This window comes from Pseudomonas sp. GW460-LB5 (assembly GCF_059423245.1).
This window is the reverse complement of record NZ_JBWKXT010000065.1, coordinates 1-17,776: the sequence shown is the minus strand read 5'-3', so window position 1 is coordinate 17,776 and position 17,776 is coordinate 1. Positions and strand designations below refer to the sequence as shown.

The 17,776-nt window shown below is 63.9% G+C and carries 15 protein-coding genes; 5 read left to right on the top strand and 10 right to left on the bottom strand.

All coding sequences use genetic code 11. The features are described from left to right. Window positions 1-34: 34 nt before the first annotated feature. On the bottom strand, window positions 35-1,087 hold the full coding sequence (locus tag AC07XM_RS26850; protein ID WP_102689989.1) for an HAD family hydrolase: 1,053 nt from the start codon (window positions 1,085-1,087) through the stop codon (window positions 35-37). A gap of 245 nt (window positions 1,088-1,332) precedes the next feature. Here AC07XM_RS26850 and AC07XM_RS26845 point away from each other — a divergent pair, with 245 nt between their 5' ends. Continuing rightward, complete coding sequence (locus AC07XM_RS26845) at window positions 1,333-2,724, top strand: L-cystine transporter (RefSeq protein WP_023048385.1); 1,392 nt, start codon at window positions 1,333-1,335, stop codon at window positions 2,722-2,724. 34 nt (window positions 2,725-2,758) lie between these two features. Here AC07XM_RS26845 and AC07XM_RS26840 read toward each other — a convergent pair whose 3' ends face one another. After that, a complete protein-coding gene (locus tag AC07XM_RS26840) occupies window positions 2,759-3,274 on the bottom strand; it encodes a dihydrofolate reductase (RefSeq protein ID WP_102689990.1) in 516 nt (171 codons plus the stop codon). A gap of 53 nt (window positions 3,275-3,327) precedes the next feature. Between AC07XM_RS26840 and AC07XM_RS26835 the strand changes: the two genes are divergently transcribed. Both AC07XM_RS26835 and AC07XM_RS26830 read left to right on the top strand, forming a co-directional pair. Next, complete coding sequence (locus tag AC07XM_RS26835; RefSeq protein ID WP_102689991.1) at window positions 3,328-4,719, top strand: DUF2868 domain-containing protein; 1,392 nt, start codon at window positions 3,328-3,330, stop codon at window positions 4,717-4,719. Further along, entirely contained in the window at window positions 4,712-6,076 is a 1,365-nt protein-coding gene (locus AC07XM_RS26830) for a GTPase/DUF3482 domain-containing protein (RefSeq protein WP_016489673.1), read from the top strand. The genes AC07XM_RS26835 and AC07XM_RS26830 overlap by 8 nt, the downstream gene beginning before the upstream one ends. A 233-nt stretch (window positions 6,077-6,309) precedes the next feature. Here AC07XM_RS26830 and AC07XM_RS26825 read toward each other — a convergent pair whose 3' ends face one another. The 5 genes from AC07XM_RS26825 to AC07XM_RS26805 form a co-directional block, all read right to left on the bottom strand. Then, the gene (locus tag AC07XM_RS26825; protein WP_016489674.1) at window positions 6,310-7,335 is read right to left on the bottom strand and encodes a putative 2-aminoethylphosphonate ABC transporter substrate-binding protein; all 1,026 of its coding nucleotides are present in this window, start codon (window positions 7,333-7,335) and stop codon (window positions 6,310-6,312) included. Between the two features lie 18 nt (window positions 7,336-7,353). Further along, on the bottom strand, window positions 7,354-9,078 hold the full coding sequence (locus AC07XM_RS26820; RefSeq protein ID WP_102689992.1) for a putative 2-aminoethylphosphonate ABC transporter permease subunit: 1,725 nt from the start codon (window positions 9,076-9,078) through the stop codon (window positions 7,354-7,356). A gap of 1 nt (window position 9,079) precedes the next feature. Further along, entirely contained in the window at window positions 9,080-10,138 is a 1,059-nt protein-coding gene (locus AC07XM_RS26815; protein WP_023047214.1) for a putative 2-aminoethylphosphonate ABC transporter ATP-binding protein, read from the bottom strand. A 218-nt stretch (window positions 10,139-10,356) separates the two neighbouring features. Continuing rightward, the gene (locus tag AC07XM_RS26810) at window positions 10,357-11,226 is read right to left on the bottom strand and encodes a LysR family transcriptional regulator (protein WP_023047215.1); all 870 of its coding nucleotides are present in this window, start codon (window positions 11,224-11,226) and stop codon (window positions 10,357-10,359) included. A 9-nt stretch (window positions 11,227-11,235) separates the two neighbouring features. Beyond that, complete coding sequence (locus AC07XM_RS26805) at window positions 11,236-13,488, bottom strand: heavy metal translocating P-type ATPase (protein WP_096426885.1); 2,253 nt, start codon at window positions 13,486-13,488, stop codon at window positions 11,236-11,238. A gap of 83 nt (window positions 13,489-13,571) precedes the next feature. Here AC07XM_RS26805 and cadR point away from each other — a divergent pair, with 83 nt between their 5' ends. Beyond that, window positions 13,572-14,015: a cadmium resistance transcriptional regulator CadR gene (gene cadR / locus AC07XM_RS26800; protein WP_016489679.1), complete on the top strand. Its 444-nt coding sequence runs from the start codon at window positions 13,572-13,574 to the stop codon at window positions 14,013-14,015. A gap of 56 nt (window positions 14,016-14,071) precedes the next feature. Here the strand turns inward: cadR and AC07XM_RS26795 are convergent, their stop codons facing one another. The 3 genes from AC07XM_RS26795 to AC07XM_RS26785 are packed head-to-tail and all read right to left on the bottom strand — an operon-like array spanning window position 14,072 to window position 16,700. Next, a complete protein-coding gene (locus tag AC07XM_RS26795; RefSeq protein WP_016489680.1) occupies window positions 14,072-15,043 on the bottom strand; it encodes a thymidylate synthase in 972 nt (323 codons plus the stop codon). A gap of 48 nt (window positions 15,044-15,091) precedes the next feature. Then, window positions 15,092-15,901 (bottom strand): prolipoprotein diacylglyceryl transferase, encoded by an 810-nt coding sequence (gene lgt / locus AC07XM_RS26790; RefSeq protein ID WP_016489681.1) that lies wholly within the window; start codon window positions 15,899-15,901, stop codon window positions 15,092-15,094. Window positions 15,902-15,917: 16 nt separating this feature from the next. Beyond that, on the bottom strand, window positions 15,918-16,700 hold the full coding sequence (locus AC07XM_RS26785) for a sulfite exporter TauE/SafE family protein (RefSeq protein ID WP_016489682.1): 783 nt from the start codon (window positions 16,698-16,700) through the stop codon (window positions 15,918-15,920). A gap of 129 nt (window positions 16,701-16,829) precedes the next feature. Between AC07XM_RS26785 and AC07XM_RS26780 the strand changes: the two genes are divergently transcribed. Further along, on the top strand, window positions 16,830-17,576 hold the full coding sequence (locus tag AC07XM_RS26780) for an NRDE family protein (RefSeq protein WP_102690354.1): 747 nt from the start codon (window positions 16,830-16,832) through the stop codon (window positions 17,574-17,576). Window positions 17,577-17,776 lie beyond the last annotated feature (200 nt).

The following is a 17,776-nucleotide window of genomic DNA, read 5'->3' as shown; positions in this document are numbered from 1 at the left end:
GAAAGAAGAACCGGCGCCTTGGGTGCCGGTTTTTTTATGCCTGTTCCGGCGTCACGATCACCCAGTTCTTGTCCGCCGTCACCGGCAACCCTTCCTTGGCCTGCGCCGCCGCATTCCTGGTAATCATGCCGTTGAGCTGGTCCATGTACTTGGCCTTGCGGTTTATCCACAGGTGGATGCCGCCCTTGCCCACATCCACCCCGTGGAACTGCATGTAGCCATCGCTGGTCGGCGTGTCGCCGCCCACCAGCACCGGCTTCTTCCATTCATCGATGTAGGTCAGGATGGCCGCCTGCTTGCCCGCCATCCAGGTAGCCGGGGTCCACAGATACGGGGTCAGCTCCAGCCCTTCATTGGCCTTGGCATCGTAATGGCCGGCACTGATCTGCTTGCGCGCCGTGGTCAGTTGGCCATTGCTGCGGTCCTTTAACAGCAGACTCACGCCAATCACGTTCTGCGGCTTCACGTTGTAGCCGTACTTGGGATCTGATGCGACCATGCGCACCAGTTCCTCGGAGGCAGCAGAAATCACATAGACCTCGATGCCGTTCTCCATCAGTTTGTTGTACAGCTCGGCCTGGCCCCTGAAGACCTTGGGGGGCTGTACTTCGATGGCCTTGACCTGATCACCTTCGTAATAAGTGCTGGGGATGGGCTTGGTCGAAGCCATCAGCTCATCCACCTGCACCTTCAACTCCTTCAGGGTAAAACCGGAAAACACCTGGGCCACCCACGGGTAGCAGACCATATCGTCGACTTCGCACAACCGGTAGTAGTAGCTGAACAGGCTTTCCTTGTGCTCGGCAGTGTCCTTGAACGGCATCAGTTTCAGCGAAGGGTCGAGCTTGTCGCGGCTCAGCAGGCCCTTGTTTTCCATGAAGGGCAGCAAGGCTTCTTCCAGGTCATAACGGTAACTGGTGTTGTCCATGTCGAACACCGCGTAGTTACCTTTATTGGCATTGGCGGCGATCATGCTGTCGAGCTGCCTGGCCGCCTCGGCAGGCCAATGTTGGAGCTCGGTGGCGAAGGTTTCGATACTGAACAGCAGGGACAGGCCGATGGCGGCAGCTTTCACAACGGATTTCATGTACGAATCTCCTGAAAGTGACCCAGAAACGCTAGTGCAACAATCACCCCTGGCAACCCTCGATAACGACCTCCAGACAGCCGTAAACGCCGTGTTCATTGCAATACGCGACACTTCGTTATTCCATAAACGACTATGCAAATTCCATTTGGGTATAAATTCGTTTGTTTTCAGGCTGTTAGCATTTCCGTTCGCAATCGCTCACAGAGGCGATGCCAATTCTGCTTTTTTCTGCTGGAGCTTCAATGAACCTGCCGCTGTCCCTAAACCTGCTGGCGTTCCTGGCCCTGTTGCTGGGCCTGGCACAAACCCGCCGCACCGACTGGAGCCTGGCCAAGAAGGTACTGCTGGGCCTGGTGCTGGGCGTCGTCTTCGGCCTGGCCCTGCACACGATCTACGGCGCTGGCCACCCCGTGCTCAAGGCCACCATCGCCTGGCTTGACCTGGTCGGCAACGGCTATGTGGGCCTGTTGCAGATGATCGTCATGCCGCTGATCTTCGCCTCGATCCTCAGCGCCGTGGCGCGCCTGCACAATGCCTCGTCGCTGGGCCGCATCAGCGTGCTGAGCATCGGCACCCTGCTGCTGACCACCGCCATTGCCGCGCTGATCGGCATCGTGCTGACCAACCTGTTCGGCCTGAGTGCCGAAGGCCTGGTGGCCGGTGTGCAGGAAAGCGCCCGCATGCAGGTTATCCACAGCGACTACGCCGGCAAGGTCGCGGACCTCAACATCCCGCAGCTGCTGCTGTCGTTCATCCCCAGCAACCCGGTGGGTGACCTGGCGCGGGCCAAGCCGACGTCGATCATCAGCGTGGTGATCTTCGCCGTGTTCGTCGGCCTGGCCGCGCTGCAGCTGATCAAGGACGATGCCGAGAAAGGCGAGCGCGCCCTGTCGGCCATCGACACCCTGCAAGCCTGGGTGATGCGCCTGGTGCGGGTGGTAATGAAACTGACCCCGTATGGCGTGCTGGCGTTGATGACCAAGGTGGTTGCCAGCTCGAACATGGAAGACATCCTCAAGCTGGGCAGCTTCGTGGTGGTGTCGTACCTGGGCCTGGGGCTGATGTTCGTGGTGCATGCCCTCATCCTGGCGGCGACCGGTGTGAGCCCGCTGCGCTTCTTCCGCAAGGTGTGGCCGGTGCTGACCTTCGCCTTCACCAGCCGCTCCAGCGCCGCCAGCATTCCGCTGAACATCGAAGCGCAAACCCGCCGCCTGGGTGTGCCGCAGTCGATTGCCAGCTTCAGCGCATCGTTCGGCACCACCATTGGCCAGAACGGCTGCGCTGGCCTCTATCCCGCCATGCTGGCGGTGATGGTGGCACCGGCGGTGGGCATCGATACCTTCGACCCGCTGTGGATCGCTACCCTGGTGGCCATCGTCACGCTGAGTTCTGCAGGGGTTGCCGGCGTGGGTGGCGGGGCCACCTTTGCCGCGCTGATCGTGCTCCCAGCCATGGGCTTGCCGGTGGAGCTGGTGGCGTTGCTGATTTCGGTGGAGCCGCTGATCGACATGGGCCGCACGGCGTTGAACGTCAATGGCTCGATGACCGCAGGCGTGGTGACCAGCCAACTGCTCAAGGAGACAGACAAGGATGTGCTGGCTGACGATGAGCATGCCGAGTTGAGCCACTCCTGAAACGGCTGGGGCCATTAATGCGGCCCCAGAATCATCACACCTTGTTCCACACCTCGAAGTGATACGCAGGCTTGTCCGCCTCTGCCTGCGCTTCACTCGACGCCAGTTGCCACTCCCCTTTGTCGAACTCGGGGAACCACGCATCACCTTCCGGCTCAAGCTCCACCCGGGTCAGGTACATGCGGCTCACCAAGCCTTTCTCCAGCGCCTGTGCATACAACTGCGCGCCGCCGATCAGCATCAGCTCATCCACGCCCTGCTCGCCTGCCCACTGCCCGGCGCGCGCAATCGCGTCTTCCAGCGAGGCGAAAACCTCGGCACCCGCCAATTCCAGGCCCGGTTGGCGGCTGACCACGATATTCAAACGCCCCGGCAGCGGTCGGCCCAGGGAGTCCCAGGTCTTGCGGCCCATGATGATCGGCTTGCCTAGGGTGGTGGCCTTGAAGTACTTGAAATCCCCCGGCAAATGCCAGGGCATGGAATTGTCGATGCCGATCACGCGGTTCTCGGCGAGCGCCGCAATCAGGCTGAGGGGGAGTGAAGTCGTCATGCAGCGAGGATAGCAAACCCGCGGTGGGTTATGCTTCTGCCCTGAACCGTGCAATGGAAGACCTTGTGACTGGACCGACTCCACTGGACAAGCGCTGGCTCACCGAAGCGGTACGCCTGCGCGAGGAACACGCCGGCCCCCTGGAGGACCAGGAAGCCAACCGTCGCGCCCGCCAATTGGGCGGCGACCTGGCGGCCCGCATCGAAACCCGTGCACTGTTCCTGGCCGAACGCGATGGCATGAGCACCGCCCTGCGCCACTGGAAGCAAGGCGCGCGCCTGGCGCTGCTGGCCTTGCTGCTGATGGCCGTGCTCAGCGGCGCGGGCCTGGCCCTGGCCGCCCTGGGCGACGGGCAGCGGCCGGTGAACGTGTTCTGGGCCCTGGGCAGCCTGCTCGGGCTGAACCTGCTGATGCTGCTGGGCTGGGCCATCGGTTTTGCCGTAAGCGGCGAGCATGGCGCAGGGCTGGGCCGCTTGTGGCTATGGCTGAGTGAACGCTTTGCTCGCGATGCCAAGGCCGCACACCTGGCACCTGCGCTGCTTGTGCTGCTGCAACGCCAACGCCTGAACCGCTGGCTGCTCGGCCTGCTGGTGCATGGCCTGTGGCTGCTGGCCATGCTCACCGCCCTGGGCATGCTGCTGGCCTTGCTGGCGACCCGGCGCTATGGCTTTGTCTGGGAAACCACGCTGCTTGCCGCCGACCCGTTCATCCACCTGACCCAAGCCCTGGGCGCCCTGCCTTCGCTGCTGGGCTTTGCCGTGCCTGACGAAGCCATGATCCGCGCCAGCGGCGACACCTTGCCGGCCCTGGAGCAAGCCCGACAGGCCTGGGCCAGCTGGTTGCTGGGGGTGGTGCTGGTGTATGGCCTGTTACCACGCCTGGTACTGGCTGCATTGTGCCTGTGGCTCTGGCGCCAAGGCCGCGAGCGCCTGGCACTGGACTTGAGCCTGCCCGGCTACGCGCAACTGCGTGATGCACTGATGCCGCGCAGCGAACGCATCGGCGTGCAGGATGCCGCGCCCGAGGCCCTGCCACAGTTTGCCGCCGGCCAGCTGGAAAGCGGCAGCAGCGGTGCCCTGCTGGTGGGCCTGGAACTGGACGACCAGCGCCCCTGGCCGCCCGCCCTGCCGAACAGCGTGATCGATGCTGGCGTGCTCGACAGCCGCGAATCGCGCAACAGGCTGCTCGAACAACTCAGCCGCTTCCCCCCGGCACGCCTGGCCATCGCCTGCGACCCCCGGCGCTCACCCGACCGCGGCAGCCTGGCGTTGCTCGCCGAACTGGCGCGCAATGCCGGCGCAACCCGTATCTGGCTACTGCAGTCCGCACCCGGCCAGGCTGTTGATGCCCAGCGCCTGGGCGATTGGCACGAAGCCCTCGACCGCCTTGGCCTGCAGCACGCCGACACCTCACCACTGACCTGGCTGGAGCATGGCCATGACTGAGCCACTGAAACTGGCCGTGGTCGGCCATACCAACGTCGGCAAGACCTCGCTGCTGCGCACGCTGACCCGCGACGTAGGCTTTGGCGAAGTGTCCCACCGCCCCAGCACCACCCGCCATGTAGAAGGTGCGCGCTTGTCGGTGGACGGCGAACCCTTGCTGGAGTTGTACGACACCCCGGGCCTGGAGGACGCCATTGCCCTGCTCGACTACCTGGAGCGGCTGGAGCGCCCGGGCGAGCGCCTGGACGGCCCGGCACGTCTGGAGCGCTTTCTGCAAGGCAGCGAGGCGCGCCAGCGCTTCGAGCAGGAGGCCAAGGTGCTGCGCCAGTTGCTGGCCAGCGATGCCGGCCTATATGTAATCGACGCCCGCGAGCCGGTGCTGGCCAAATACCGCGACGAACTGGAAGTGCTGGCCAGCTGCGGCAAGCCGTTGCTGCCGGTGCTCAACTTCGTCGCCAGCCATCAGCACCGCGAGCCGCAATGGCGTGAAGCCCTTGCCCGGCTTGGGCTTCACGCGTTGGTGCGGTTCGACAGCGTGGCCCCGCCCGAGGATGGCGAGCGCCGCTTATATGAAAGCCTGGCCCTGCTGCTGGAGGATGCTCGCCCGGCCCTGCAGCGGCTGATCGACGACCAGCAGGCACAGCGCCTGGCCCGCCAGCACAGTGGCAAGCGGCTGATTGCCGAGTTGCTGCTGGACTGCGCCGCCTGCCGGCGTAGCGTCGAGGCCGAGCCAGCGGCCGAAGCCAAGGCCATAGAGGCCCTGCGCCAGGACATACGCCAACGTGAACAGCGTTGCGTCGAAGCCCTGCTCAAGCTGTATGCCTTCCGCCGCGAGGATGCCCATGCCAGCGACCTGCCGTTGCTCGATGGCCGCTGGGGCGATGACCTGTTCAATCCTGAAACCCTGAAGCTGCTGGGCGTGCGCCTGGGCAGCGGCGTGGCGGCCGGCGCTGCAGCCGGGGCCGGCGTCGATCTGCTGGTCGGCGGGCTTACCCTCGGCGCGGCAGCGCTGGCCGGGGCGATTGCCGGTGGTGCGCTGCAGACGGCGCGTAACTATGGCTCACGGTTGATGGGCAAGCTCAAGGGCAAACGCGAGCTGACCGTGGACGACACGGTATTGCGCCTGCTGGCTTTGCGTCAGCAGCAGTTGATGGTGGCGCTGGATAACCGCGGGCATGCGGCGCAAGACAGCATCAGGCTGGGTGAGCTGGATGAGAAGGCATGGCGCGAGGGCAAGTTGCCAGAAGCACTGGTGAAGGCGCGGGCGCACCCACAGTGGTCCACCCTCAACCCCGGGGCGAAGCTGAATCAGGCTGAGCGGCAGGAGCAGTTGGAGGCGTTGGTTTCACAGATCTGAGCCCGCAGGATCTGGCCTCTTCGCGGGCAAGCTCGCTTCCACAGGGATAGCGCAGTTTTTTAGGCGTGTGCGGTCTCTGTGGGAGATTCTATGGTTTCTGGCAAATTGCATTAGGGCCGCCAGGCGCTTGCCTATGCATTTCCATCGCCTGTGAGATCGAGCGCCGCGCGGGCGGCGCTCGATCTTGCAGGCGCCACACCACGCAAGCCATACCCCTGCCAGCCCTCACTCAATCACTGCTGGGCCACCTTCTCCGACTTGCCGTCGTAGCGCTTGCGCCACTCGGCCAGAATCTGGTCACGGTTCTTCGATGCCCAGGCAAAGTCGTTCTTGATCAGGCGCTGTTCATAGTCCGCCGGTAGCTCGGTCTGTGGCTTGGCAATACCCGGCGCGGCCAGCACGGCGAAGTTTTCCTTGTACAGCTCCATCGCCGCCGGGCTGGCCGAGAAATCAGCCAGGCGCTTGGCCGCATCCGCCTTGGGCGAGCCTTTGATCACAGCAGTCGCCTCGATCTCCCAGCCCAGGCCTTCCTTCGGCAACACGATGTCCAGCGGCGCGCCCTGGCGCTTCAGTTGCACAGCCGGGTATTCGAACGAGATACCGATCGGGAACTCGCCCGCAGCCGCCAGCTTGCACGGCTTGGAGCCGGAGTGAACATACTGGCCGATATTCTGGTGCAGTGCGTCCATGTAGGCCCAGCCTTGCGGCTCACCAAAGGTCTGCAACCAGGCACTCACATCAAGGAAGCCGGTACCCGACGAGGCCGGGTTCGGCATGACGATCTTGCCCTTGTACTCCGGCTTGGTCAGGTCCTGCCAGCTCACCGGCTTGCTCAGGCCCTGCTTCTCGGCCTCGATGGTATTAAAGCAGATGGTTGCGGCCCACACGTCCATGCCCACCCACGCCGGCGGGTTGGCAGCGTCCCGGTAGTTGCCGGAGATCTTGCCCAGGTCCTTGGGTGCGTAGGCTTCAAGCATGCCGTTCTGGTCGAGAATGGCCAGGCTGGACGCTGCCAGGCCCCATACCGCGTCGGCTTGCGGGCGGTCTTTCTCGGCCAGCAGCTTGGCAGTGATGATGCCGGTGGAATCGCGTACCCACTTGATCTCGATGTCCGGGTTGGCCTTCTCGAAGGCCTGCTTGTAGCTCTTCAACTGCTCGGCTTCCAGTGCGGTGTAGACCGTCAGCTGGGTACCGGCGGCCGAAGCCTGCAGGCTGAACACGGTGCAAACAGCAGCGGCAAGTGCAAGGTGCTTGTACATGGATAGGTTCCTTACAGGTCAGACGGTCGCGGCGCGTTGGCGCCAGGCTTGGGAGCGGCGCAGCAGGCCGCGTGAGGCTGCGGCCAGCAGCAGTGAAGCGCCGGCACTGGTCAGCAGGATCAGGGTGGACATGGCAGCAGCACCGCCAACGTTGCCGGCATCGTCCATATTCAGCACGGCAACGGCAGCCAGGATGGTGTCGGGGCTGTACAGGAAGATCGCCGCAGACACCGTGGTCATCGCCGAAACGAACAGGTAGCGGATGATGTCCAGCAGCGCTGGCAGGCAGATCGGCACTGTGACCCGCACGAAGTGCTTGTACAGCGGCGCCTTCAACGAGAGCGCCGCGGCCTCGAACTCGCCATCAAGCTGGCGCAGCGCGGTGGTTGCGGTCATCTGCGCGGTGGTCAGGTAATGGGCGATGGTGCACACCACCAACAGCCCCATGCTGCCGTACAGCACATGCAGCGGGTTGCCGTTCAGGTTGAAGAAGAAGACGTAGCCCAGGCCCAGCACCAGGCCCGGCACGGCCATGGGGATAAAACTGAGCAGGCGCAGCACCTGGTTGAGCAGGCGCTGCCCTTGGGTCTTCTCCATCAGGTAGGCACCGGTGAAAATCACGATGCTGCCGATCAGCGCGGTGCCGATGGCCATGGTCACGCTGTTGCGGTAGGCCAGCCAGCCGCCACCGGCGGTGTCTTCGAACATGTAGTGACGCAGCGACAACGACAGGTTATATGGCCAGAAAGTGACCAGCGACGAATACACCGCCATGCCGATCACCAGCAGCAATGCCGCACACACCAGCAGCACGAGGGCCAGGAAGCAGGCATCGCGGCCACGCGATGGCTTGGGTTCGAACACCTGGGCGCGGCCGCTCATGGCGTCGCCCTGGCGCCGGCGCAGCCAGGCGTCGACGCTGAAGCTGAACAGGGCCGGCAACAGCAGCACCATGCCGATTAGCGCACCACGGCCGAACTGTTGCTGGCCGACCACCGCCTTGTAGGCCTCCAGCGCCAGCACCTGATAGTCGCCACCGACCACCACCGGCACACCGAAGTCGGTGATGGTCAGGGTGAACACCAGGCAGAACGCCGCAAACACCGCCTGGCGCGTGGCCGGCCAGGTGATGCTGGTGAACGCCCGACCTGGGCCGGCGCCCATGCTGGAGGCAGCATCGAACAGCCGAGCATCGGCCAGCGACAGCGCCGAAAGCAGGATCATCAGCGCATGCGGGAAGGTGTAGATGGCCTCCCCCAGCACGATGCCCCAGAAGCCGTAGATGTTGTCGCTGAGCAACCCGCGTAGCAGCCCTTGGTTACCGAACAGGTAGACCAAAGCGATGGCCGGCAGCATCGACGGGGCAAGCAGCGGCAGCAGGGAAATCCCCCGCCACAGGCCCTTGGCCGGGATCAGCGTACGTTGCAGGGCATAGGCAAACAGGTAGGCCAGCGGCACCACGATGGCCGCGACGGTGAAAGCCACCGACAGGCTGTTGCCCATCAACCAGTGGAAGTTGTCGCTGGCGAACAGCTCCCGGGCTGCCAACAAGCCGCCACCCTGGCCCGCGTCCGCGCTGAAGCCACGCCAGAAGATCGCCAGCAATGGCATCAGCACGGCCAGTACCAACAGGATCAGCAGCAGGCTCTTGCCGCCGACGACGAACAACCGGTCGCCCAAGGCAACGCCAGCACGCGGCGCGGCTTTGGCCTGGCTCAGCGGCAAGGACATTGGCGCGGCCATCTCAGGCAAACACCTGCAGGCTCTGCGGTGGCAATGCCACCCAGATGTCCTGCGAACCCAGGCGCGGCATGGCCTCGGGGGCCAGCTCGGCCAGCAGGGCATGGCCTGGCAGGGCCTTGAGTTCAAAACTCATGCGGCAGCGGTTACCGAGAAAGGTGATTTCGCGGACCATAGCCGGGAACAGGTTTTCTTCGTGTACCACCGGGTTGACCGTGATCGCCTCCGGGCGACAGAACAGCCGGCCGCTGCTGGCCTGGGCCGACCCCGGCGCCAGGCGCATGTTCATGCCGCCAACCTGGGCATGGCTGTCGCCGCTGCGCTGGAACGGCAGCCAGTTGCCCTGGCCGACGAACTCGGCAACGAACGGCGTGGCCGGCTGGTCGTAGATTTCCTGCGGGGTGGCGTACTGCTCGACCTGGCCATTGTTCATCACCGCAATGCGGTCGGCCATCAGCATGGCTTCGTCCTGGTTGTGGGTCACCATCAAGGTGGTGATGCCCAGCTGGCGTTGCAGCTGGCGCAGCTCGGTGCACAGATGCTCACGCACCCGGGCGTCCAGCGCCGACATCGGCTCATCGAGCAGTAGCAGGGATGGCGACGGCGCCAGCGCACGGGCCAGGGCCACACGTTGCTGCTGGCCACCAGAGAGCTGGCCAGGGTATTTCTTCTCGCTGCCAGAAAGGCCTACCAGTTCGAGCATTTCAGCCACCCGCTGGCGGGCCTGCTCGCGGCCACTGCCGGTCAGGCCGTAGGCGATGTTGGCTTCGACAGTCAGGTTGGGGAACAGCGCGTAGGACTGGAACAGGATGCCGTAGTCACGGGCCTGGGGCGGCAGCTCGGAGATATCGCGCTCGCCGATATACAGCGTGCCGCGGTCCTGGCGCTCCAGGCCGGCGATGCAGCGCAACAGCGTGGTCTTGCCACAGCCGGACGGGCCGAGCAGGCACACCAGTTCGCCGGCGGCGATGTCCAGCGAGACATCGTTGAGCGCCGTAAAGGCACCGAAGCGCTTGTGGATGTTGCGCACTTTCATCTGTGCGCCGGGGGTGGTGTGGTTCATGGCAGGGCCTCATCGAAGAGATGGGGCCATGCTAGGAAGGCTGTGCGAAGGTTCTGTGGCTTTGAGGCAAAAGCCGGTGATAGTGGTATAGGCAGATTTTGTATTGGCCTGTGGGGGCCTCTTCGCGGGCTTGCTCGCTCCCACAGGATATCTACAAAACTCAGACCCTGCGCAGTACCTGTGGGAGCGGGCAAGCCCGCGAAGTAGCCAACACAGGTCTAGAAATGCGAACCGGCCACTTCTTGCGCTACACCCAGGAACGCGGCCGGCAACCTGGCCTGGCGCCGTTCCTTCAGGCAATACAGGTATTCATGCATCACCGGCGCATTCTCCAGCACGAGCACCCGCAGTTCGGGGTTGTGCGGCACCTCATGGCGGGCAATCACGCTGATGCCGATGTTGCGCAGCACCGCTTCGCGGATCGACTCGCGGCTGCCGATTTCCAGCAAGGCCCCGGCCGTCACCCCGGCCTCCTGCATCATCTGCTCAGTCAGCTTGCGCGTGGTCGAGCCCTTTTCGCGCATCAACAGGCAATGCCCGGCCACCACATCGATGGACACGGTCTGGCGGTGGGCCAACGGGTGGTTGCGGTGCACCGCTACCACCAGCGGATCGGTGCCCAGCACCCGCCGCACCAGCCGGGCGTCTTCCAGCAGCTGCGATGAAGCGGCGATATCCACCCGGTAGTCTTCGAGCATTTCCAGCACCTGCTGCGAGTTGCCGATCTCCACCGCTACATCCACCTGCGGCAAGCGCTCTCGGTAGATCTTCACCAGGTCGAGAATGTAGTAAGGCGCCGTGGCGGCGATGCGCAAGCTGCCTTGGGCCTGGCCGCTGTTGCGCAGCTCGAACTCGATGTCGGCCTCCTGTTGCAACAGCGCCTTGACCATCGGCAGCAGTCGCACGCCCTCTTCGCTCAACACCAGGCGCCGCCCGCCACGGTAGAACAGCTCGACCGTGTAGTGGCTTTCCAGGTTGCGGATCTGCGTGGTCACCGTGGGCTGGCTGAGCCCGAGCTTCTTTGCCGCCAGGGTGATGCTGCCCAGGCGGGCCACCATGTAAAAGGCTTTAAGCTCCGAACTCAGCATGCACGTCCTCTATTTGCGCAAAAGGCGCAAGCCGTTGAACACCACCAGCAGGCTCACGCCCATGTCGGCGAACACCGCCATCCACAGGGTGGCCATGCCGGCAAAGGTAATCGCCAGGAATATCGCCTTGACGCCCAACGCCAGAACGATGTTCTGCATGAGGATCGCCGCACTTTGGCGCGACAGCCTGACGAAGGCCGGGATTTTCCGCAAGTCGTCGTCCATCAGTGCCACATCGGCGGTTTCGATGGCGGTGTCGGTGCCGGCAGCGGCCATGGCAAAACCGATCTCGGCACGGGCCAGGGCCGGGGCATCGTTGATGCCGTCACCGACCATGCCCACCCGATGGCCCTGTGCGTACAAGGCTTCGATGGTTTTCAGTTTGTCGGCAGGCAGCAGGTTGCCCTCCGCGCGGTCAATACCCACCACGGCGGCGATGGCCTGCGCGGTATGCGGATTATCACCGGTCAGCATGACAGTCTTGATGCCCAGCTCATGCAGCTCGGCAATGGCCTGGCGGCTGCTGTCCTTGACCGTATCGGCCACTGCAAAAAGGGCCAGCGGGCCACTGCGGTCAAGCAGCAGGACCACAGTCTTGCCCTGGCGCTCCAGCGCATCCAGCTGGGCTTCAAGCTCGGGTGAGCACAGCCCCAGTTCTTCCACCAGGCGGTGGTTGCCCAGGTGGTAGACCTCGCCAGCGATGGTGCCACGCACGCCGCGCCCGGCCAGGGCAGCGAAGTCATCGACCTCGCTCAAGGCCAGGCCTTGCGCCTTGCCGAACTGGGCAATGGCGCGGGAAACCGGGTGGTCCGAACGTTCGCCCAAGCTGGCAGCCAGGGCTTGCGCACGGCCTTTGAACACCGGCTCCAGTACTTTGGCGTCGGTCTGTACCGGCTTGCCGTGGGTGATGGTGCCGGTCTTGTCCAGGGCCAGGTAATCCAGGTGGCGGCCGCCTTCCAGGTACACACCGCCCTTGATCAGGATGCCTTTGCGCGCAGCAGCGGCCAGCCCGCTGACGATGGTCACCGGGGTCGAGATGACCAGGGCGCACGGGCACGCGACCACCAGCAGCACCAGGGCGCGGTACACCCAGTCGAACCAGCTTGCGGCCATGAACAGCGGCGGGATCACCGCCACGGCCAGGGCGATGGCAAACACCACCGGGGTATAGATACGCGAAAACTGGTCGACGAAGCGCTGGGTAGGCGCCCGCGCGCCTTGCGCTTCCTCCACGGCCTTGATGATCCGCGCCAGGGTCGATTGGCCCGCGCCAGCGGTAACGCGAAACTCCAGCGCACCCGCCTGGTTGATGGTGCCGGCGAACAGTTTGTCGCCTACGGCCTTCTCCACAGGCAAGCTTTCGCCGGTGATCGGCGCCTGATCGACGCTGGATTGCCCACTGATCACTTCGCCATCCAGGCCGATGCGCTCGCCGGGGCGTACCCGCACCAACGCGCCGATGGCCACTTCGCGCACATCCACTTCGCGCCATTGGCCATCTGCCTGCTGCACCGTGGCCATGTCCGGGGTCAGCTGCATCAGCCCGCTGATGGCATTGCGTGCGCGGTCCAGCGAGCGTGCTTCGATCAGCTCGGCAACGGTAAACAGCACCATCACCATGGCCGCTTCCGGCCACTGGCCGATCAGCACAGCACCGGTGACGGCGATGCTCATCAGCGCGTTGATGTTGAGGTTGCGGTTTTTCAGGGCAATCCAGCCCTTCTTGTAGGTGCCCAGGCCGCAACCAAGAATGGCTGCCAGCGCCAATGCCGCCACCAGCCACTCCGGCGCCAGCGACGCAAAGTGCACGATTTCGGCGGCGATGGCGGCAACACCCGACAATGCCAGCGGCCACCAGCGGGTCTTGGCCGGTTGGGGCGCGGCGGCGGTACTGTCGCCTTCGGCACCAAGCGGCTCGGCCTTCATGCCCAGGCTGTCGATGGCACGCTCGATGTCGCCAGTGCCGTCCAATGTATGGCGCACGCCCAGTACGCGGTTGATCAGGTTGAATTCCAGCTGCTCGATACCGGCCAGCTTGCCCAGCTTGTCCTGGATCAGGGTCTGCTCGGTCGGGCAGTCCATGGCGTCGATGCGGAAGCGGCTGAGCTGTGCCTGGGCACTGGCCGTTTCAGTCAGTTGCACCAGCGCCGGCGCGGCTTTGGCCCCGCAGCAGCTGTGGCCGTGGGCGGCGTGCCCATGGTCGTCATCGCCATGGGCGTGATCGTGCGGATGCTTGTGTTCGTGGCTGACAGGCTGGTTCATGGGGTCGTCCTTAAAGTGAGCCTGTTGCCAAGTGAACACCCTGTAGCCACTATAGGGTCAAGCCACTTGCTGGAGATTTCGTGATGAAGATCGGAGAACTGGCCAAAGCCACCGACTGCGCGGTGGAAACCATTCGCTACTACGAGCGTGAAAACCTGCTGCCCGAGCCTGCCCGTACAGAAGGCAACTACCGGCTGTATACCCAGGCCCACGTGGAACGGCTGACCTTCATCCGCAACTGCCGCACCCTGGACATGACCCTGGACGAAATCCGCAGCCTGCTACGCCTGCGCGACAGTCCCGACGACTCGTGCGGCAGCGTCAATGCGCTGATCGACGAACATATCGAGCATGTGCAGGCGCGGATCGATGGCTTGGTGGCTTTGCAGGAGCAGCTGGTGGAACTGCGGCGGCGCTGCAACGCGCAGGGGAGCGAATGCGCGATCTTGCAGCAACTGGAGACGAACGGGGCGGTATCAGTGCCGGACACCGAGCATTCGCATGTGGGACGCAGTCACGGGCATTGAGCCAAAAGCTTCGCGGGTGAACCCGCGAAGAGGCCAGTTCAAACAATGGAGATCTATCAGACCGCCATCGGCGCTGTCATCGGCGCATGGTGCTCATAGCCTTCCAGCCAGAAATCACTCGGCTCGATCTTCTCCAGCCACTCCGGCTCATACTTGCCCGTCTCGGCAAACGCCGGCACGCGGTCGCTGATCACCAGCTTCGGCGCTTCCAGCGGCTCGCGCTTGAGCTGCTCGTTCAGCATGTCCAGGTGGTTTTCATACACATGGGCATCGCCAATGAAGTAGGTGAACCAGCGCGGGGTGTAACCGGTCAGGCGGCCGAACAGCGACAGCAGCGCCGCGCCTTCGGTGAGGTTGAACGGTGTGCCCAGGCCCAGGTCGTTGGAGCGGATGTAAAGGGTCAGGGAAATTTCCTTGGTCTCTACATTCGGGTGGAACTGGTACAGCAGATGACACGGCGGCAGGGCCATCTCGTCCAGTTGCGCGCAGTTCCAGCCGTGGAACAGGATGCGGCGGCTGCCGGGGTCGTTGGCGATGGTGTCCAGGCACTGGCGCACCTGGTCGATGGCCTTGTACAGAATGACGAAGGCGACGCCGTCCTCTTCGTCCTGGGCGATACGACGGAAGCCGGCCTTCTCGGCCATTTCAATGGCGGCCGGGTTGCTCAGCGCAATGCGCTTGTAGCCCGGCCACTGGCGCCATTGCACGCCGTAGATCTCGCCAAGGTCGTCATGGCCCTGGCGGAACGGGTTAGCCAGCCACTGTGCGTTTTCGTTAGCGTTCTGGTCCCAGACCTTGCAGCCCAGCTCACGGAATTCACCGGCGTTCTTCACGCCACGCAGGAAACCGACCATTTCGCCGATCGCCGACTTGAACGCCAGCTTGCGCGTGGTGATGGCCGGGAAGCCCTTCTGCAGGTCGAAGCGCAGCATGGCGCCCGGCATGCTGATGGTACGGATGCCGGTGCGATTGCCTTGCAACGTACCGTTCTCGATGACTTCACGGACCAGATCTAGATACTGTTTCATGACTTTCCTGTAACAAGAACGGCAGGAGGATCACCCCTGCCGTGAAAATCATACGGCTGGTTTTGCCGTAGGTTTGCGGTTGTAGGCCAACCAGATCAAGAAGATGCCGCCAACGATCATTGGCACGCAGAGCAACTGACCCATGGTCAACCAGCCGAATGCGATATAGCCAAGCTGAGCATCAGGCACCCGCACAAACTCCACGATAAAGCGGAAAATGCCGTAGAACAGCGCGAACATGCCGGAAACGGCCATGGTCGGGCGCGGTTTGCGCGAGTACAACCAGAGAATCACGAATAATGCCACACCTTCCAGGGCAAACTGGTACAGCTGCGACGGATGACGGGGCAACTGGGCAGGGTCGCTGAACGGCGGGAACACCATCGCCCACGGCACGTCGGTCGCCTTGCCCCACAACTCGGCGTTGATGAAGTTGCCGATACGCCCGGCACCCAGGCCGATCGGCACCAGCGGGGCAACGAAGTCCATCAGCTCGAAGAACGACTTGTTGTTGCGCTTGCCGAACCACAAGGCCGCCAGCATCACGCCGATGAACCCGCCGTGGAACGACATGCCGCCCTTCCACACCTCGAAGATCAGCGTCGGGTTGGCCAGGTAGGCATGCAGGTCGTAGAACAGCACGTAACCCAGGCGGCCACCGACGATCACCCCCATCGACAGCCAGAACACCAGGTCGGAAAGCTTCTCACGCGACCAGGTGGGGTCGAAGCGGTTCAGCCGGCGCGAGGCCAGCAGCCAGGCGCCGCCGATGCCGATCAGGTACATCAGCCCGTACCAATGGATTTTCAGCGGCCCGATGGCCAGGGCCACGGGGTCTATCTGCGGGTAAGGCAGCATGGAACTTCCTCTCGATTCAAATCAAAAAGCTGAGGCCGACACAGAACAGCAGCGCTGCGAACAGGCGTTTCAACAAACGGGGCGAAAGCTTGTGCGCCAGACGCGCGCCAAAGCGGGCGAAAAACATGCTGGTCACGGCAATGCCGACCATCGCCGGCAGGTATACGTAACCCAGGCTGTGGGCCGGCAGGTGCTCCTCGTGCCAGCCCAGCAGCATGAAGCTCAGGGCGCTGGCCACCGCAATCGGCAGGCCACAGGCCGAGGACGTGGCCACCGCCTGCTGCATGGGCAGGCTGCGCCAGGTCAGGAACGGCACGGTCAGCGAACCACCGCCGATGCCAAAAATCGCCGAAGCCCAGCCGATCACACCGCCTGCGCCGATCAATGAGGGTTTGCCGGGGATGCCGCGGCTGGCCTTGGGCCTGAGGTCCAGCGCCATCTGCGCGGCGATGACCAGGGCGAACACGCCGATGATCTTCTGCAGCAGCGGGCCCTGGATCAGTGAAGCGGTCTTGGCGCCGACACCTGCCCCAAGGAGGATGCCGAGCGTCATCCAGGCGAAGATCGGCCATTGCACCGCACCCTTGCGGTGGTGCTCAAGCACGGCATTGATCGAAGTGAATACTATGGTTGCCAGCGATGTGCCGACTGCCAGGTGGGTCAGCACCGAGGCGTCGAAGCCCTGCAAGGTGAAGCTGAATACCAGCACCGGCACGATGATGATGCCGCCGCCCACGCCGAACAGCCCGGCCAGCACTCCGGCACAAGCGCCCAACAGCAGATAGAGCACGAATTCCATTCGGCTTCCCCGAAAAATCAATCCGGCATGGTAACGGAAGCCGGGCTCGAGGCTCTAGTGAACTCTGTGTCAGGATGGATCCGCCCGACTGCTGTGGGTACAGTGACAAAAAACACAGAGGCCAAACCGATGTGCCTGATCGTATTTGCGTGGCGGCCGGGGCACACCCTGCCGCTGATCGTGGCAGCCAACCGCGACGAGTTCTATGCCCGCCCTACCCAGCCCCTGGCGGCCTGGGAGGATTCGCCTGGGGTGCACGCCGGGCGCGACCTGGAGGCCGGTGGTACGTGGCTGGGCGTAGGCCCGCAGGGGCGCTTTGCCGCGCTGACCAATATCCGCGATCCGGGCCAGGCACCGGGGCCGCACTCGCGGGGGGAACTGGTGGCGGCCTACCTGCAGGGGGAGCTTGGGGTCGAGGCTTACCTGGATCAGGTAGCCAGCCGCAGTGGGCAGTATTCGGGGTTCAACCTGCTGGTGGGTGATGGGCGACAGCTGGGTTACCTGCACGCCCGTGACGCCACGCCGTGCCTGCTGGACGCCGGGGTGTACGGGTTATCCAACGCAGGGTTGGATACGCCGTGGCCAAAGCTGGTGAAGGCACGTAGCGGGCTGGAGGGCCTGTTGGAAACGCCGGAGCCGGATCGGCTGCTGGCTTTGCTGGCGGATAACGAAACGGCGGCGGATGGCGACCTGCCCGAGACAGGTGTCGGGTTGGCGACCGAGAAATTGCTGTCGAGCGTGTTCATCGCCAGCCAGAACTACGGGACCCGGGCGAGTACCGTGCTGATCGTGGATGATCAGGGACGAAGGCGGCTGATCGAGCGCAGTTTCGGGCCCTTTGGTGGGCATCTGGGTGAGGTTGAAGTGCGGGTCTGATCATTTGATGCTGCCTGTGCGGGCCTCTTCGCGGGACAAGCCCGCTCCCACAGGTACCGCGGGGTCTTCAGGATCTGCGCAACCTCATCTGGGTGAGGTTGAAGTGCGGGTCTGGTCATTTGATGCTGCCTGTGCGGGCCTCTTCGCGGGACAAGCCCGCTCCCACAGGTACCGCGGGGTCTTCAGGATCTGCGCAACCT

What these genes read in the sequence shown, in the direction of transcription:
- AC07XM_RS26850 (WP_102689989.1), bottom strand. Translation starts at nt 1,087, where the DNA reads ATGAAATCCGTTGTGAAAGCTGCCGCCATCGGCCTGTCCCTGCTGTTC.
- AC07XM_RS26845 (WP_023048385.1), top strand. Translation starts at nt 1,333, where the DNA reads ATGAACCTGCCGCTGTCCCTAAACCTGCTGGCGTTCCTGGCCCTGTTG.
- AC07XM_RS26840 (WP_102689990.1), bottom strand. Translation starts at nt 3,274, where the DNA reads ATGACGACTTCACTCCCCCTCAGCCTGATTGCGGCGCTCGCCGAGAAC.
- AC07XM_RS26835 (WP_102689991.1), top strand. Translation starts at nt 3,328, where the DNA reads ATGGAAGACCTTGTGACTGGACCGACTCCACTGGACAAGCGCTGGCTC.
- AC07XM_RS26830 (WP_016489673.1), top strand. Translation starts at nt 4,712, where the DNA reads ATGACTGAGCCACTGAAACTGGCCGTGGTCGGCCATACCAACGTCGGC.
- AC07XM_RS26825 (WP_016489674.1), bottom strand. Translation starts at nt 7,335, where the DNA reads ATGTACAAGCACCTTGCACTTGCCGCTGCTGTTTGCACCGTGTTCAGC.
- AC07XM_RS26820 (WP_102689992.1), bottom strand. Translation starts at nt 9,078, where the DNA reads ATGGCCGCGCCAATGTCCTTGCCGCTGAGCCAGGCCAAAGCCGCGCCG.
- AC07XM_RS26815 (WP_023047214.1), bottom strand. Translation starts at nt 10,138, where the DNA reads ATGAACCACACCACCCCCGGCGCACAGATGAAAGTGCGCAACATCCAC.
- AC07XM_RS26810 (WP_023047215.1), bottom strand. Translation starts at nt 11,226, where the DNA reads ATGCTGAGTTCGGAGCTTAAAGCCTTTTACATGGTGGCCCGCCTGGGC.
- AC07XM_RS26805 (WP_096426885.1), bottom strand. Translation starts at nt 13,488, where the DNA reads ATGAACCAGCCTGTCAGCCACGAACACAAGCATCCGCACGATCACGCC.
- cadR (WP_016489679.1), top strand. Translation starts at nt 13,572, where the DNA reads ATGAAGATCGGAGAACTGGCCAAAGCCACCGACTGCGCGGTGGAAACC.
- AC07XM_RS26795 (WP_016489680.1), bottom strand. Translation starts at nt 15,043, where the DNA reads ATGAAACAGTATCTAGATCTGGTCCGTGAAGTCATCGAGAACGGTACG.
- lgt (WP_016489681.1), bottom strand. Translation starts at nt 15,901, where the DNA reads ATGCTGCCTTACCCGCAGATAGACCCCGTGGCCCTGGCCATCGGGCCG.
- AC07XM_RS26785 (WP_016489682.1), bottom strand. Translation starts at nt 16,700, where the DNA reads ATGGAATTCGTGCTCTATCTGCTGTTGGGCGCTTGTGCCGGAGTGCTG.
- AC07XM_RS26780 (WP_102690354.1), top strand. Translation starts at nt 16,830, where the DNA reads ATGTGCCTGATCGTATTTGCGTGGCGGCCGGGGCACACCCTGCCGCTG.